The organism is Paenalkalicoccus suaedae (assembly GCF_006965545.2).
Classification (GTDB): domain Bacteria; phylum Bacillota; class Bacilli; order Bacillales; family Salisediminibacteriaceae; genus Paenalkalicoccus; species Paenalkalicoccus suaedae.
The window spans coordinates 3,628,916-3,645,399 of the sequence record NZ_CP041372.2 but is presented as its reverse complement, the minus strand read 5'-3'; the positions used below and the strand labels follow the sequence as shown (position 1 = coordinate 3,645,399).

Below are 16,484 nucleotides of genomic sequence, written 5' to 3'. Positions count from 1 at the left end.
ATATTCACTTGTTGGCAAAAACTTGCTATGATGAACACGTTGTTTCAATTTTCTAACAAAAAGGGAGCGAGTAGGATGCTCTTAAAGAGACTGAGGAGGCGGAATTATGAAGAAAGCATGGATATTCGTCATGACACTGTTACTCGTTTTTGTTACATGGGTGCCAAGTACATACGCAAACAGCGGGCAATCGAACGCAGTAAACGGCATCGTCAACAACCCAAATATGAAGGCACGAATTCTTTGGTACGACCTCTCTGCAAACCTATTCGCACTAGATACACGCGAAAAAGTAGAGGAAATCGTCGAGAAAACAGCGAATGCTAATATTGAGACCATTATTTTGGATGTAAAAAATCCATCTGGCTTTGTTGCCTATGATAGTGACATCGCGCCACATGTTGGAACATCTGTAAACCCACGTTATCAAGGATATGATCCTGAATATGACCTGATGGCAACTGTTATTGATGTGGCAAAAGATTACGACTTAGAGGTTCACGCAAGCATTAACGTATTTTCTGAAGGAAGCACAGTATATCGCGAAGGACCGGCCTTTGATAACCCTGACTGGCAAACAACGCTTTATCAGCCAGTTAGATTCCTAGAGCTTGCAAGTGGTGAAACGCGCCAGCTAACGGCTATAAATGCGCAGCGTGGTGATAACCAGCTTGTGCTTTATAGTCCAGACGCCTACGAGGTTTCTCCCGCTAATCGTTGGGGAGTGGAGGTGCAGGTGACAGATGGCGTCGTGACGGAGATCTCGGATCGCGCGAATACAGGAGCGCCAGCACTCGCGGTACCAGAGAATGGCTATGTGCTATCTGGACACGGCATCGAGGCGCAGTGGCTACGCGATAACCTCTCCGTCGGCACAGAGCTCACTGCAGATAATATGGAAACGAGGCTGATCAAAGCGGAGGAAGGCACAAGCCCCTCCACGTTTGTTAACCCAATCAATCAAGACGTTCAGCAATATGAGTTATCGTTGTTAGAAGAAATTATTACGAACTATGATGTGGACGGCGTTGTTCTTGACCGCGCTCGCTACAACAACATCTTTGCTGATTTTAGTGAAGAGAGCCGTGTTGCATTTGAAGCATGGTTAGGCGAATCTGTTCCAAATTTCCCAGAGGACATTTACACGTTCGAATTTGATGGCAACGACGCACTGACAGTGCCAGGCACATATTACAAAGAGTGGATTGAGTGGAGAGCATCAAACATTCAGGACTTTTTTGCTCAGGCCGAAAATCTCGTGCACTCACTAGATAACGACGTGCTCTTCAGCACATATGTTGGAGCTTGGTATCAGGATTATTATAACGAAGGCGTTAACTGGGCAAGTAGACACTATGAGCCTGACTACGATTGGGCAAGTGATTCTTATCATACAACTGGTTACGCGGAGCTTCTAGATTTCATTATGGTAGGCACGTACTTTGAAGACGTAACAAAAGAAGATGGCATCTTAAACCGCGACAATCCTGATTATAGTGTGGAAGGATCGGCAGAGATTGCGATGGAGGTAGTCAACAACGCGACGTTCGTGTACGGCAGCCTTTACCTTCTTCAATATCAAAATGATCCAGAGCGTTTCCGCGAAGCGATTCGTATGGATTTAGAATTGACGCACGGTATTATGCTATTTGACCTCGTTTACTTAGAAATGTATGACTGGTGGCATATTGTCGAAGAGGAGCTTGCACAGCCAAAGCGTACGCCTCATCAAATTCCAGGATTACTAAAGCAATTACGTAAAGACCGATAAGAGAGTAGGGTGTTCCGCCATAATGGGGCACCCTCTTTTCCAATATTGTGGAGTACCTCCGGTCCTCCTGCGCTATCGGCTTGCGCTTTCCAGGAGGTAGTGCTTTTTGATTATGGAGTTCAAGTGAAAGAACCTCCGGTCCTCCTAGGTTCCCGGCTGGCGCTTTCCTGAGGTGCTGCCGAGGGCTTTTTGCCCGTCCAGGGGCCGTGCAAAAGGATTTTCGGTGCGCGGAAGTGCTCCTCTAGGAGACGCCAGCCTTCACTTCGGAGGACCGGAGAGTAACGGTTTTTAATTAAACGCCAGCCTATTTTTTAATTGCATTACTAGGCGTAAGTACGTTGCCTAGCTTTTTTTAAAATGAAACTGTGCTAATTAGTAGTTTACTGTTCATTCATTGTGAGTACGGTTCATAAATTTCGTATATGGTTCATTAATCTTTGATACGGTTCATTCTTTTTCCATACCGTTCATTTCTCCCGCACACGGTTCATAAAGTCCATATTGCCAAAGAGTCGCTGATCTTAAAGCCTACATTCACTCTAAATAGAGCATTTTTATACAAAGTAATGACCTTTCCTCATGCACTTTTTAAATCAAACGCAGAGGTGGCAGACCCGGAGGACATTCGGAGACAATCCATGGGAGTAGGAGGTTTTGGAGATCCCACAGGAGGCGGTCCTTGCCGACGAGGAAGCTCCAAGGCCGACCCCATGGATGTTGTAGAGTGTCCGTAGGGCTGACGGCTCGGAGAGCAGATTTAAACTAGTAGACTTTAGTAAATTCAGCTCCAAGAGCTGACGCAATTGAACGAAGCTAAGTGGTACTTTATCATCTTGCTCTTAAACTAGTTTGCTCTTAGGCAATTCAGCTCGAAGAGCTGTTTCACTAAAACTAGGCAAAACTTAACCACAAAAGGGGTGACAACCTTGACCACACAAACATGCGACATGCACATACGCGACAACGACCTACAAAAAGCACTAACCGTCCAAATCGTCTACTCAAAAAACGCCAAACAACAAGCAAAACTCCTACTCGTACAGGATGGAGCCGATTACGTCGAGCTTGGCGGCATCGCGTGTCACTACAAGCCTGATACGATCTACGTGCTCTTATCACCCGCCTCTTCAAAGGACCGATTTGAACTCTATCATCCAGAGGGAAAATTATTTGAGGCGTTTTGCACATGGTGTAATGAAACGCTCATTCCTGAAATCACGTATGTGTGTCAGCAAAAGGGGATCGAGCTAACTGAGCGAGGGCTCTTAGGAGATTCGTTAGGTGGTCTGGTGAATGTATACATAGCAAAAAAGCATCCTGCACAGTGGTCCCACCTCCTCTTGCAGTCTGCTGCATTTTCAGAAAGGGAGCTGGCGATCACTCCTGCCCCACACTGGCACGTCTATCAGCTGATTGGGAGGAAGGAAGATGCGTTTGTCAGTCCGCGAACCGGCGAGCAAAAATGGTTTTATCACTGGAACTGTCAGGTTGCCTCTAGCTGGCATGTCCATACTAATCTAACATTTATCGAAACAGATGATGAACACCTATGGACGTTTTGGGAGCAGACACTCCCTGATGTGCTCGAATTTTTCGAAGAACGGAGGGAGCGCGTATGAAGCAGGCAATCGGCATTGATATTGGTGGGACCAAGATTGCGATAGGTCTTGTTCAGGAGGACGGTACCCTCGTACATTCAACGGAGATTGAAACACCAACTAAGTCGAGAGATGCCGTCCTAAGCGCAGTTGTCGACCAAGTAAAGCAACACGCCCACACAGCTAGCGCGATCGGCATAGGCTCAGCTGGCCAAATTGATGTGAATCAAGGCATTATTCGTTCTGGAACGGACAACATTACGGATTGGAACAACGTCCCTATCTGCGAGTACATCCAACAGCAGACGAACCTCCCCACTTACGTGGATAACGACGTCCATACGTTTTTACTAGCGGAGAAGGGCGCCCATAAAAACGTGCTTGCACTGACACTCGGTACTGGAATTGGGGGTGCTGCCTACATCGGCGGCCAACTATTATCTGGCGAATGGGGTGGCGCATCGGAGTTTGGTCATATGAGCGTAAATTTTAACGGCGAGCCATGTAACTGTGGTGGTCGTGGATGCGTCGAGCAGTATGCATCCGGAATTGGTATACATAAGCGTTACCTGAAGGCAGGCGGCGAGGCCACGCATGCAGGAGAGATCTTTTCACGTGCGTTAGCTGGAGAAAAAAGAGCTACACGCATCATTGATGAGGCGGAACAGGCTCTTTCAACCGCGATCGTTAGTCTCATCCACTGCTACAATCCAAGTCACCTTATTTTAGGAGGGAGCGTAGCGACAAAGCAGCAGGGGTTTATTAGCAGCGTGATGGAGCAGGTGTCTCAAAGAGGCATGTCGTCATTAGTAAAACCAGTCACGTACCACGTTTCACAAAAAGAATATGCAGGGGTAATTGGAGCGGGACTACTAGCATTTGAGCGGGAGGGGAAAGCATGAAGAGGATTATTTTATGGGTCGATTTTTTAGCAAATGGACCACGTTTAGTGAAAAAGGAAGCGCAGCAAGAGCTGTTAGAAAAGGCCGAGCGCGCTGGCGTCACCGATATCGTCATTGACGGAAAGGTGCCTTATGGGCAAACGACGTTTTATCATGCCAGCACGCATCATATTAGTACGCTAGCTGGCTATGAAGCGTGGAAGGGTCGCGATTTTATTGCGGAGTGGGTGGATATGGCAACAAATTCGTGCATTCGCACACACGTCAATATGAACATTTTTGCAGAAGGGATGGCAGGTCCTAAACAAGGGATCGCCTTTGATCATCCGGACTGGCAGGCAACGTTAATTGGCGCTGCGTCATCTGCGCATGAATACGACGATTCGGCAACGGTATTTGTGGATCCAAATCACCTGGATGTCGTGCAGCATGAGCTCGATGTGCTCTCTCATGTCGCGACAACCTATGAGATAGAGGGGATTATTTTAGATCGCTGTCGGTATCCGAATGTGTATGGCGATGTGAGTGATCGAAGTCGCCTTGAGTTTGAGGATTTCTTAGGGCACAAGGTTACGCATTTCCCTGATGATATCGTGTTAAAAACGTCCGACGGACCCCTGTTACGCGAATTATTCCCGCTTTGGGCGGAGTGGCGCGCGCGGAATATTCAGCGCTTTGTGCGCGAGGCGACTGCGTTAGTGAGAAAACACGGTCTAGGCGTTGCTAACTATGTAGGCTCTTGGTATCCCGTGTATTTCGGGGAAGGGGTCAACTGGGCGAGTAAGGATTTTCGTCCCACCTATGAATGGACATCTGACACCTTCCATGAGGCGGCGATTGCCGACTTCTTTGATTTTATGATGACAGGATGCTACTACCATGAAGTCACAGAAGAAGAGGCAAAAGCAAAGGGTAAGCCAGAGTGGCAAAGTGTTACGGGTGCAGCCAAGCTCAGTAAGGAAGCTTTTTGTGGCAACGTCCCGTTTCTAGCAAGCGTGTTTGTGAAGGACTATAAGGATGATGCGGAGCAGTTCCGCCGTGCGTTAGAGGCGGCTTTAAAGGAATCGGATGGCGTCATGATATTTGATACGGTCTATTTAGATGGCTACCAGTACTGGTCCATTTTAGAGGAAGTAAACAAGGAGGAGGTCACACGATGAAAAAGATCGCCTTATTACCGATAGATGCCCGTCCTGTTTCCTATGACCTGCCACGATCGATCGCTAAAGAAGCAGGCTATGAGCTTGTCCTTCCTGATAAGTCGTTGCTTGGATTTTTAAAAGTGCCAGCGGAGCTTACGAGTATCCATGCCTGGATCAAACGAGTGGCAAAAGAGGTCGATGGCATCGTGCTTGCGATTGATATGCTCGTATACGGTGGGCTCGTGCCGTCTCGGATTCACACCGAATCCTACGATACACTATCGGCTAGGCTTGATGAGATGATTACCTGGCTATCGGTGGAAACATCGATTCCAGTTATGGCACTTTGCTCGACGATGCGTCTTTCCAATAACAACGTGAACGAAGAGGAGAAGGACTATTGGGCACAGTATGGCGAAAAAATTTGGCAGCTTTCGTATCATGAGGACCGCTTTTTTGTACACGGAGAAGAAGCCGATAAAGAAGCGGTGGAGGCTCGCAAAAAAGAGATTCCTGAAGCGATTTTAGAAGACTACCATCAGACGCGCCGCTGTAACGCACAGCTTTCTCGGAAGCTATTTGACTATGTAGAGGAGAAGAAGCTACGCTACGTCGTCTTCCCGCAGGACGATACAGCAGAGTATGGCTTTCAGATTGCCGAACAGAGACAGCTAAAACGCGAGCGCGAGAGACGGAAGCTATTTTCACAAGTAGCGATTTATCCAGGCGCTGATGAGGTGTCGTCTGTTCTAACAGCAAGGCTCATTAGCGAGCTCACTGGCATCACTCCGCCAACCTTTTATCCGATTTATAGTGGGCAAAAGGGGGCACTGTCTCCTGCAATGTACGAGGATCGACCGCTGATGGAGTCGGTGAAAGGACAGATTTTTGCTGTTGGATCGCATACGGTCGAGACGCCTCAAGAGGCGGACGTCGTGTTGGGCGTGAATGTGCCTGGTCACACACAAGGTGACTTAGCTTTGCGAATCCTATTAAACGGGGTTGATACGAGCGATCGCCACATCGACGAATGGCTACGTAAGCTCCGCTACTATTCTCAGACAAAGCCGGTCGCAATAGCGGACGTTGCGTATGCTAACGGGGCAGATGAAGCGCTCATCCATGCGATGCTAGACGTCTTTACGATCGATGACCTGATGTCGTATGCCGGCTGGAATACGGCAGGGAATACGATCGGTACCGTTATTGCACATGCCACAGCTGTTTTTATTGGGGAAAAAATAAGGCAACGAAAACGTGCAGAGAGAGGCACAGCTCCGTTTATTTTGCATCGTCTACTTGATGATTACGTGTATCAAACGCTTGCGAGAGAAGAGATCAGAAGTCAGGTGAAGGACGGGGATGCGCAGTTTGAGCAGGAGGCTTCTCTTATTTTCCTCCAAAAGGCGTCGGAATTTACTGAGCAGACGGGCTATTACGTGGATATAAGGGACGTGTACTTCCCGTGGAAGCGCTCCTTTGAGGTTGGATTTACGGTGACGATTTTTGAGAAGCGAGGTGTCGTGCATGAAGGTTGATATCGCGGTTATTGGTGGTGGCATAGGTGGTACGATGGCGGCGCTGTCTGCTGCTAAAAGCGGGAAGCGTGTGCTACTGACGGAGGAATCGGATTGGATTGGTGGACAATTGACGAGTCAGGGCGTGCCGCCAGATGAGCATGCCTTTATCGAGACGGAGGGCGCGACGCAGTCCTATTTAGCATTTAGACAGGCGGTGCGTGATCACTACCATCGTTTTTATCCGCTAAAGGAGGAGAATCCGTTATTAAACCCGGGCAATGGCTGGGTGAGTCGACTTGCGCATGAGCCAAAGGTGGCGCACACAATTTTAACGTCGATGCTTGCGCCTTACGTAACGCAGGGTCTCCTTACGATATGGACGAAAACGGTACCGCTATCTGCTCACATGGAGGGAAGGCGTATTGATGCTGTCACGGTGAGACGTCTCTCAGAGGAAGTCGTCGTGGAGGCGAAGCTATTCATTGATGCCACAGAGCTTGGTGACCTGCTACCTTTAACGAATACCGCGTATACAACTGGTGCGGAGGCACGTTCGGATACGTTAGAAAAGGATGCTTCTGAGGTTGCGAGACCAAATGACGTGCAACCAATTACGCACATTGTAGCCTTAGAATGGCGTGAGGGAGAGTCGCATAGGATAGAAAAGCCTGCTATGTACGAGTTTTTTGCCTCGTATCAACCAGACTTCTTTCCGCACCGTTTAATAAGTGAATACATACCGGATGCGGCAACGGGAGAACCAAAGCGTCTGCCCTTGTTTGGAGAGGACCATGAACTACCACTATGGAGCTACCGTAGGGTAATCGATGCGTCGTTGTACAACGGATTTACTCGTGATGTGAGTCTTCTTAACTGGCCACAGAATGATTACTTTATGGGCACCATTCTCGATGTTTCCGAAGAAGAGAAAGAAAGGCGGTTAGAGGAGGCAAGGCAGCTGTCGCTCTCGCTCGTCTATTGGTTACAAACAGAGGCGCCGAGGGGCAAGACGAAGGGATATCCGGAGCTTGCGCTGTCTGAGGCACTTGGCACAAAGGATGGACTCGCGATGTACCCGTATATTAGAGAGGCGAGGCGCATTCACGCCAAGTACCGCATCACGGCTAGGGATTTGGCTGTTAAGGAGCGCGAGGCGGAGGGAGCGGCTGTATCGTACTGGGATAGCGTTGGAGTAGGATCCTATCATATTGACCTGCATCCGACGACAGAGACGAACCGATTGTTTTATGCACGAAGCTATCCATTCGAGCTACCGCTTGGAGCGCTCATTCCGCAGGAGACGGAAAATTTACTGCCAGCATGTAAAAACATTGGGACGACGCAATTATCAAACGGATGCTACCGCGTGCACCCGGTGGAGTGGAATATTGGTGAGGTTGCAGGCGCATTTGCGGCGCGTGTAGTGGAGCGAGGCGGAACGGTGCAGGAGGCATACGCGGATCGCAAATTTGTGAGCGACTTTCAAGAACAGCTAGACAGCTCGGGTGTGCAGCGTAAATGGTCGGAATCATTAATTCCAAAATATTCTTAAAAATCAATTGACATACAGGACTGATCCGTTTATTATTTGATTTATGGAGGATATATCCGTTATTAAATATAAAGTTGGAGGGAATATCCTTAAACAGGCACGTATGAAAAAAGGGAGGGTTTTAGGATGATGAGAAAGTGGAGGACGATGGGACTTACGACAATGGGGTCGGCGTTATTACTGTTAGCTGCTTGTGGCGATAACGCAGAGGACAATGCAGAGGCTAGCGGAAGTAATGGTAATGCCGGTGAAGCAAATGAGGTAGCAGACAACCAATCAAACGGAGATACAAACGCAACTACCAACGCTTCAGACGCTGAACTGTCAGGCGAGATTGAATTTATGACACTATCGCTATTACCAGCATTTGAAGATTACTTAAACAACATGATCGCAGACTTTGAGGAGATGCATCCTGGTGTTGATGTCACGCTTCGAGATGTGCCGTTTGAACAGGCGGAACAGCTTGTGTTAACACAGGCCTCAAGTGGAGATCTACCTGACGTAATGAACTTAAACACAGACTTTGTTAAACAAATCGCGGCCTACGGGGCGCTTGTTAACATGGATGAAGCAGCGGCAGACGTAAAGGATGACTTCTTCGAAGGTCTATGGACCACGGGCTACGTGAACGGTGCTACTTATGCGCTTCCGTGGTACACAACGACGAGCGGTCTTATTTATAACCCGGATATTTTAGCAGAAGCAGGCTTTGATGCACCACCATCCACGTACGAGGAAGCGTGGGAAATGTCTCAGGTGATTTATGAGACAACTGGCGCATATGGAGAAGTCGTAGATGAGCAAATGCATATGCTGTTACCAAAGCACGACATTCCTACGGTTGATGAGGAGTCTCTAACCGCTACCTTCAATACGCCAGAGGCTGTCGAGCTATGGACGCATCTAAAGGAACAGTATGACGCTGGACTTTTCCCTGATGATGTCATGCTTGGTCAAGTAGCGATGCCAGAGCTTTATGCGCAGGAGCGTGTCGCATGGTGGGCAACTGGACCGCAACTATTCCGCCAGGTCAATGACTTAGATCCTGAAGTATACGAAAAGTCGTTAGCGGCCCCTGCACTATTAGGTCCTGCAGGACGACAGCACGCTAATCCAATGAATATTTCGGTCTCATCATCTAGTGATTCCTTAGATGCTGCAGTCGAATTTGCTAAGTTTGTAACAAACGCAGAGAATCAGCTGGAGTTTGGTAAGGAAGCATCAGTCTTACCTTCTGTAGCAGAGGCTGCGGAGGATCCGTTCTTCGCAGAAGGAGAAGACTCGGAGGATGCGATGGAGCGTGGACGTTTCTATGCTGCACAGCAGTTAGAGGATGCCGTCAACATGACGCCATCTGTTGAACAAGTGTCGCAAGTAAACGAAATCATTCGCGATAGTTTCCACCGCGTTATTTTAGAGGATATGGATCCGCAAGTTGCACTCGATCAGGCGGAGGCAGAGGTTAACGCCCTGCTTCAATAATAGAAATGTCGGATAGGGTTTGTGGGTTTGACTCGCAAGCCCTATCTTGCTTTTAACGGGATTTACATATGGAGGGATGGCTTATGTATAAAGCGCGGCACGCTTGGGGATTTTTGTCCTTACCGATGCTCCTGCTACTTATCTTTACGTTTATACCAAGCGTCATGGCATTCGGACTTAGCTTCACGTCGTATAATCCGTTTCGTCCGCTAGAATTCGTTGGACTGACAAACTACGTAGATGCGTTTCAAAGCTCGCTCTTTTACAGCTCGATGTGGAATACGATTTACTACTGGATTTTAGTTACGCCAGCGCTTGTTGTGTTACCGATTTTTGTTGCGATACTCGTCAACCAAAAGCTAAAAGGCGTCAAGCTATTTCGACTGGTCTTTTACTTCCCTGTACTCGTATCCGTCGTTGTAACCGCACTTTTGTGGAAATGGATGTTTGCTCGTGAGGGGATCATTAACTATTTCTTAAGCTTAGTTGGCTTTGAGCAGATTGGGTGGCTCACAGGTTCTACGACTGTTATTCCAGCGCTTGCTTTCGTTACGATTTGGCAAGGCTTTGGGTACTACATGCTCTTTTACTTAGCGTCGTTACAAGGTGTTCCAAAGGATCTGTATGAAGCAGCAGAGCTTGATGGAGCAGGCTTTTGGCAAAAGCATTTCCATATCACGATTCCAATGATTAAACCAATGATCTTCTTTGTTACCGTTATTTCCACCATGGGTGCATTTAAAGAATTTACGCTCATGCTGACGATGACAGGCGGAGGACCACTAAACTCCTCCACAACTGTTGTGTTACTCGTGTTTAAAGAGGCATTTGAACGACTGAATATGGGATATGCGAGCGCAATCTCCTTTATCCTGTTTGCCGTCATCATGCTTGTGACACTTGTGAACCAACGATTATTAGACAAAAATCCAAACGCATAGGGGGTGCTAAAAATGGCACAGTCAGCTCCAAAAGAGACGCAGACGCCAACTGGCGCAGTCGTCAAACATTTCCCGTCACCGGAACCGAAGCGACAGGGATCTTACCGATCTCGAAAGCTCTCACAAAAGCTTATCTCCTATTTCTTTTTACTCGTCATCGCAAGTATTACGGTCATCCCATTTCTATGGACGATCTCGACATCCCTTAAAAGTCAAAATGATGCGGTCTTCTCAATCCCGCCGTCCTTCATTCCAAGCCAAGTGACCTTCGAGAACTATATCACCGTTTGGAACACGCTACCGATCCCACTATATCTATGGAACAGTGTGATCCTTACGTTTTTCGGTGTTTTATTGCCTTTAATCCTTTGTGCATTTGCAGCATTCCCATTAGCGCGGATGCAGTTTAAAGGACGTAATCTTGTCTTCCTATCGATCGTTGCGACGATGATGATTCCAAACGAGGTCACGATGATTCCTGTGTATTTAATTATTAACCAGCTCGGTCTAATGGGCTCCTTCACTGGGGTTATTCTACCTGGTGCAGTGACGGCTCTCGGGATCTTCCTCATGCGACAGGCCTTCATGGGTATCCCAAAAGAGGTCGAGGAATCCGCGGTTATTGACGGGGCAAACATTTGGCAGCTCTTTTGGAAAATCATGTTTCCGATGGTAAAGCCAATGCTTGGAACGCTCGCGATTTTAAGCTTTATCGCCTCGTGGAATAACTTCCTCTGGCCGTTCTTAATTTTAAACGATCCGACAATGTATCCAATCACGCTAGGGCTTTATCAGCTTGAGGGGACGTTCGTTACGAATACGCGACTCATTGCAGCAGGCGCCATGATTGCCCTGATTCCAATTTTACTCGTATTTATTGCCTTACAACGCTACTTTATCGAAGCGGCTTACTCAAGCTCGGTGAAAGGTTAAAGGAGGGGAAGCACGATGACCAATATAACTGGTGTGATTTTTACTAGTCTCGGTGGATTTATGAAGCTCGTTAAATTGAATCTGCTGTTTATCGTAGCTGTTATTGCTGGCTTAGGCGTTTTCTCCTTCTTTCCGGCACTTGTGGCGATGACTGCTGTTACAAAATCATGGGCAAGAGGAGAAGATGTACCGATTTTTCGTAAGTTTATGGAGGTTTTTCGCTCAAGGTATAAACGTGCGCAATTGTTTGGTGTGATGACGACCGTTGTGGCGGTGATTCTTATCGTAGATATCGTCGCACTTCGCACTGTACAAACCGCCTGGTCAGACGCACTGATCGTGGCATTATTCGGCATTACGTTTTTGAGTATCGCATTCAGCGTGTTTACGATACAACTACTGGTCGATGTTCCATTTAAGCAAGCGATGAAGCGCGCTTTCTTTACGATGATGGCCTGCCTTCACTGGTGCGTCGTACTAATCCTTGGACTTACGGCCATTGCCGCAACCGTCCTATTTTATCCTGTGTCTCTACTGTTTTTACCGTGTGCCTGCATGGCGCTGTGGAGCACATGTATCACACAAATTGCCTTTATGTCGGTCGAAAAGCGGGCGGAAAGATTCAATCAAGAGACGGTTTCTTCATAAAGTAGATAGCAAACTGATTTTCTAAAAAAGTGGGTGATGGAGATGAAAGACACGGAAATGCTTAGCACAATTAAAGGGGGACTCATCGTCTCCTGTCAGGCGCTACCAGAGGAGCCATTGCACGGCGGAGATACGATGGCAAAGATGGCAAAAGCAGCAGTGGAGGGTGGCGCTGTTGCGATTCGGGCGAACGGAGCGGCGGATATTCGGGAGATGCGAAAGGTGACGAACGCTCCGATTATTGGGCTTGTGAAGCGGGACTATGCGGATAGCGCTGTGTATATCACGGCAACGAAGGCAGAAGTGGAGGAGCTTCTTGCGGTCGGAGTAGAGATGATTGCGATTGATGCAACGGATCGAGCGCGTCCTGGAGGCGAAATGCTGGCGGATCTTGTTTCATTTATTCACGATCATGATACACTGGTCTTAGCAGATGTTTCGACAGTGGCAGAAGGGGTTGCGGCAGCAAAGCTTGGCTGCGATGCGATCTCCACAACGCTTTCCGGATATACGTCCTACACGGATTCGTCTCAGGCTGGTCCTGATAGAGAGCTACTTCGCGCACTGTCGAATGAGATAGAGGTACCGATCATTGCCGAGGGTCGCGTGCGCACGCCTGAAGAGGCGGTAGATATGCTAAAGCTTGGCGCATACGCCGTCGTTGTGGGCTCTGCGATTACACGACCGCAGCAAATTACGAAGGGCTTCGTCAATTTGATTGCAAAGGAGCGAGAGACATGGGAACGACACAAATTAAAAAGCCGATGAAAGGCATTATTAACAGCTATTATCCTTCGCTCACGAAGTCAGAGCAAAAGGTAGCAAGCTATGTGCTGGATCATTTAGAGGATGCCCTCTATTATTCGGTCACAGACCTTGCGTATCACGTCGGGGTGGGTGAGACGACGGTGCTACGCTTTTGCCGTAAGATCGGGTTAAAGGGCTACCAAGAGTTTAAGCTTGCCTTAGCGCAAACTGTCTCAGAAGAAGAGGCTGAGGATCAAGAGGAAAACTTTATTCATAAAGTACAGGCGAACACGATTCAAACAATCCGTGAGACAGCGACGATGCTAAGCGATCAGGATTTAGAGTCTGCCATCACGTACTTAGAGCATGCGAAAACGATCTGCTTTTTTGGAGTTGGGACATCGGGTCTCACGGCACTAGACGCAAAAAGTCGCTTTTTGCGTATTGGCAGAATCACCGAGGCAATCGCAGACTCTCATTTACAGTCGATGACAGCAGCGACACTTGGCGCAGGCGATGTCGTGGTCGCACTAAGCGTGTCCGGTAGTACACGTGACACGATTCAGTCGCTTAAGGTCGCACGTGAAAACGGGGCAACCGTCATTGCGATCACCTACTATTCACGCTCTCCGATTACAGAGTTTGCGGATATTGTTTTGCCAGGAGGAGGCAAAGAGTCTCCGCTTGAAGGTGGCTCGCTTACAGCAAAAATATCGCAACTGTTTATGATCGACCTGTTATGCACAGGATTGTCTCTACGAACGAAGGAAGAGACGTTGCGCATGCGAAAAAAGACAGCAGAATCGGTTGTGGATAAGATTTATTAGGTTGATGGAGCTTTGGTTGATTGCGAAAGTACAACTAGGCTAGTGAATGAAGTGCCACTTTGTGGGTAGGTCAAAAGCTTAGGTGAATGAAGTGCTAGCAGTGGCAAAGAGGTAAACACGTATAAACATCGCTGAACGAGTCGGGGCTTGCGTTAAGTCTATCGTTTGGGGGTGTTTTTTGTTGTGGGGAGGGGGAGTGAGAATGGGGAACACAACGTTGTTAAAAAAAGAGAGAAAGTCCATAACTTTTGAATGGGGAACATAAAAAGCTAATAAGGCACATAAATCAGGAATGGGGAACATAACGCTGTTCAAACAAGAGTCAAAGTCCATAACTCCTCAATCAGGAACATAAAATCCAAATGCGGCACATAAACCTGCAACGAGGAACATAACTTTGAAATAAAGAACATAACTCCAAGCTAACACGCTAATTCTCTTAATTTTAAAGGGAGAGCCGGTTAATTCAACCTCAACTAGCGCGATAACATCAGTCATCTTTATCATACAGTGGCATTTCGCGCATAAAGCTACACCATGCGCGTATTCAATCAAAGAAGTCCATAACTTCTGAATGGGGAACATAAAAAGCTAATAAGGCACATAAAACAGGAATGGGGAACATAACGCTGTTCAAACAAGAGTCAAAGTCCATAACTGCCCAATCAGGAACATAAAATCCAAATGCGGCACATAAATCCACAACGAGGAACATAAACCCAAAACGAGGCACATAACTCCCCAAAACACATCCCAAACCCACTATAAAAAACATATTCCCTCATATGTCAGTTCCAATCCATACACAAAAACCCCCTCACCACAACAGGATGAGGGGGTTAACGCAACTCAATCTACTATTTCTTTACTTCACACTAAAGAACGGACGGACTTCGTCGTCGTCCATCGTTTTACCAACGTAGAAGCTACCGAACTCGCCGTAGCGTGCGCTTACTTCGTCAAAACGCATTTCGTATACGAGCTTTTTAAATTCAAGCACGTCGTGTGCAAATAACGTAACGCCCCACTCCCAGTCATCGAAGCCGACAGAACCAGAAATGATTTGACGAACGCGACCAGCATACGTGCGGCCGATCATACCGTGGCTACGCATGTACTTCGAGCGCTCTTCCATAGAAAGCATGTACCAGTTATCATCGCCATCGCGACGCTTATCCATTGGATAGAAGCACACATACTTCCACTTTGGAAGGATCGGCTTTAAGCGCGCCTGGATTTCAGGATCTTCGTTCGGATCCTTATCAGCAGGCAAGTAGTTACTTAACTCGACAACAGACACATAGCTGTACGTCGGAGTTGTAAACTCAGCTAAACGAGTTTTATTAAATGCTGCCTCAATGTCAATCAGCTCATCCATAGTAGGACGCAGGATCATTAACATTAAGTCTGCTTTTTGACCAAGAATTGAGTAAATGCCGTGACTACCTTCAAACTTTTGTTGCACAGAATCCCACGTGCCTACAAGCTCAAAGAATTCGTCTAAAATAGCGTTACGATCATCTTCTGTCAGTTGCTTCCAGTCTGCCCAGTTGATCGAACGGAAATCATGCAATACGTACCAACCGTCTAATGTTTTTGCCGGTTCTGCCATGCTCTTCACTCCATTTCTACTTTTTCTCACAAAGTCTATTATACAAGTGAAGCTGGCAAATTCCAAACCTATCGTTTTAAAAAGGCGAGTACGGCTTCTTTATGTGCACGAGATTGCCCGGCGACGCGCTGGCTATCGCGCTCAAGCGTCAGTGTCTCAGACAGCGTGCCCTCAAATCCGCGCTTCATATTCTCCTTCATCATCCCGTATGCCGGTTGCGGCACACGTGCAAGCTGTGCCAGTAGCTCGGCTGGATAGCCCGTGCCGTTAATCAGCCCGATGCGCTCCGCCTCCGAGACGTCGATCGTGCCGCCTAGTCCCAGCTCAACTGCTTTTTGCAATCCCACTAATCTCGGGAGAAAATACGACGCGCCCGCGTCTGGTACAAGTCCGATTTTAAGGAAGCTTAGTGCAAAAACAGCCCCCGGCTCCGCAAATCGATAGTCGCACGCAAGCGTCAGGCTCAACCCAGCACCAACTGCAAGTCCATTCATGTAGGCCACAATCGGCTTCTGAATAGCATCCATTAATCGAAGCAGTTTATTATACGTTTCCTCCAAATAATCGCCGTGATCAAAGTCCGCCAAATCTTGAATCGGAATACTCTTTAAGTCAGCACCCGCCGAAAATGAATCGCCGGAGCCAGTAAACACAATCACGCGCACCGCATCGTCCTCGTTCGCCTGCGAAAAAGCCTCGTAAAGCTCCTTGTGACAGTCTAAATCAATCGCATTCTTGACGTGCGGACGGTTAATCGCAATCGTCGCAATCGCCCCATCCACCGTATACATTACGTTATCCATGAA

Annotated in this window: 14 protein-coding genes; 12 read left to right on the top strand and 2 right to left on the bottom strand. The window is 47.7% G+C overall.

Translation table 11 applies throughout. From position 1 onward, the window contains the following. Positions 1–106: 106 nt before the first annotated feature. The 12 genes from FLK61_RS18510 to FLK61_RS18455 all read left to right on the top strand — a co-directional run bounded on the left by FLK61_RS18510 (position 107) and on the right by FLK61_RS18455 (position 14,066). Positions 107–1,771, top strand: coding sequence for an alpha amylase family protein (locus FLK61_RS18510; protein ID WP_176010821.1), 1,665 nt, complete (start codon positions 107–109; stop codon positions 1,769–1,771). A gap of 926 nt (positions 1,772–2,697) precedes the next feature. Beyond that, positions 2,698–3,390 carry an alpha/beta hydrolase-fold protein gene (locus tag FLK61_RS18505; protein ID WP_176010820.1) on the top strand — a complete coding sequence of 231 codons (693 nt, stop codon included), beginning with the start codon at positions 2,698–2,700 and terminating at the stop codon, positions 3,388–3,390. Continuing rightward, positions 3,387–4,271: an ROK family protein gene (locus FLK61_RS18500; protein ID WP_176010819.1), complete on the top strand. Its 885-nt coding sequence runs from the start codon at positions 3,387–3,389 to the stop codon at positions 4,269–4,271. Before FLK61_RS18505 ends, FLK61_RS18500 begins: the two co-directional genes overlap by 4 nt. Then, the gene (locus tag FLK61_RS18495) at positions 4,268–5,431 is read left to right on the top strand and encodes an alpha amylase family protein (RefSeq protein WP_176010818.1); all 1,164 of its coding nucleotides are present in this window, start codon (positions 4,268–4,270) and stop codon (positions 5,429–5,431) included. Before FLK61_RS18500 ends, FLK61_RS18495 begins: the two co-directional genes overlap by 4 nt. Further along, a complete protein-coding gene (locus FLK61_RS18490; RefSeq protein WP_176010817.1) occupies positions 5,428–6,951 on the top strand; it encodes a DUF4127 family protein in 1,524 nt (507 codons plus the stop codon). The genes FLK61_RS18495 and FLK61_RS18490 overlap by 4 nt, the downstream gene beginning before the upstream one ends. Continuing rightward, positions 6,941–8,485, top strand: coding sequence for an FAD-dependent oxidoreductase (locus tag FLK61_RS18485; protein WP_176010816.1), 1,545 nt, complete (start codon positions 6,941–6,943; stop codon positions 8,483–8,485). Before FLK61_RS18490 ends, FLK61_RS18485 begins: the two co-directional genes overlap by 11 nt. A gap of 126 nt (positions 8,486–8,611) precedes the next feature. Further along, entirely contained in the window at positions 8,612–9,970 is a 1,359-nt protein-coding gene (locus FLK61_RS18480) for an ABC transporter substrate-binding protein (protein WP_176010815.1), read from the top strand. A gap of 83 nt (positions 9,971–10,053) precedes the next feature. After that, positions 10,054–10,911, top strand: coding sequence for a carbohydrate ABC transporter permease (locus FLK61_RS18475; protein ID WP_176010814.1), 858 nt, complete (start codon positions 10,054–10,056; stop codon positions 10,909–10,911). Between the two features lie 12 nt (positions 10,912–10,923). After that, positions 10,924–11,844 carry a carbohydrate ABC transporter permease gene (locus tag FLK61_RS18470; RefSeq protein WP_176010813.1) on the top strand — a complete coding sequence of 307 codons (921 nt, stop codon included), beginning with the start codon at positions 10,924–10,926 and terminating at the stop codon, positions 11,842–11,844. Between the two features lie 15 nt (positions 11,845–11,859). After that, complete coding sequence (locus FLK61_RS18465; RefSeq protein ID WP_176010812.1) at positions 11,860–12,492, top strand: YesL family protein; 633 nt, start codon at positions 11,860–11,862, stop codon at positions 12,490–12,492. A gap of 42 nt (positions 12,493–12,534) precedes the next feature. Continuing rightward, positions 12,535–13,260: an N-acetylmannosamine-6-phosphate 2-epimerase gene (locus FLK61_RS18460; protein WP_249777637.1), complete on the top strand. Its 726-nt coding sequence runs from the start codon at positions 12,535–12,537 to the stop codon at positions 13,258–13,260. Beyond that, on the top strand, positions 13,230–14,066 hold the full coding sequence (locus tag FLK61_RS18455; RefSeq protein ID WP_249777636.1) for a MurR/RpiR family transcriptional regulator: 837 nt from the start codon (positions 13,230–13,232) through the stop codon (positions 14,064–14,066). The genes FLK61_RS18460 and FLK61_RS18455 overlap by 31 nt, the downstream gene beginning before the upstream one ends. A gap of 865 nt (positions 14,067–14,931) precedes the next feature. Here FLK61_RS18455 and hemQ read toward each other — a convergent pair. Together hemQ and FLK61_RS18445 are read right to left on the bottom strand one after the other, a co-directional pair. Further along, a complete protein-coding gene (hemQ, locus tag FLK61_RS18450; protein ID WP_176010811.1) occupies positions 14,932–15,678 on the bottom strand; it encodes a hydrogen peroxide-dependent heme synthase in 747 nt (248 codons plus the stop codon). Positions 15,679–15,746: 68 nt separating this feature from the next. Continuing rightward, complete coding sequence (locus FLK61_RS18445) at positions 15,747–16,481, bottom strand: enoyl-CoA hydratase/isomerase family protein (RefSeq protein ID WP_176010810.1); 735 nt, start codon at positions 16,479–16,481, stop codon at positions 15,747–15,749. Positions 16,482–16,484 lie beyond the last annotated feature (3 nt).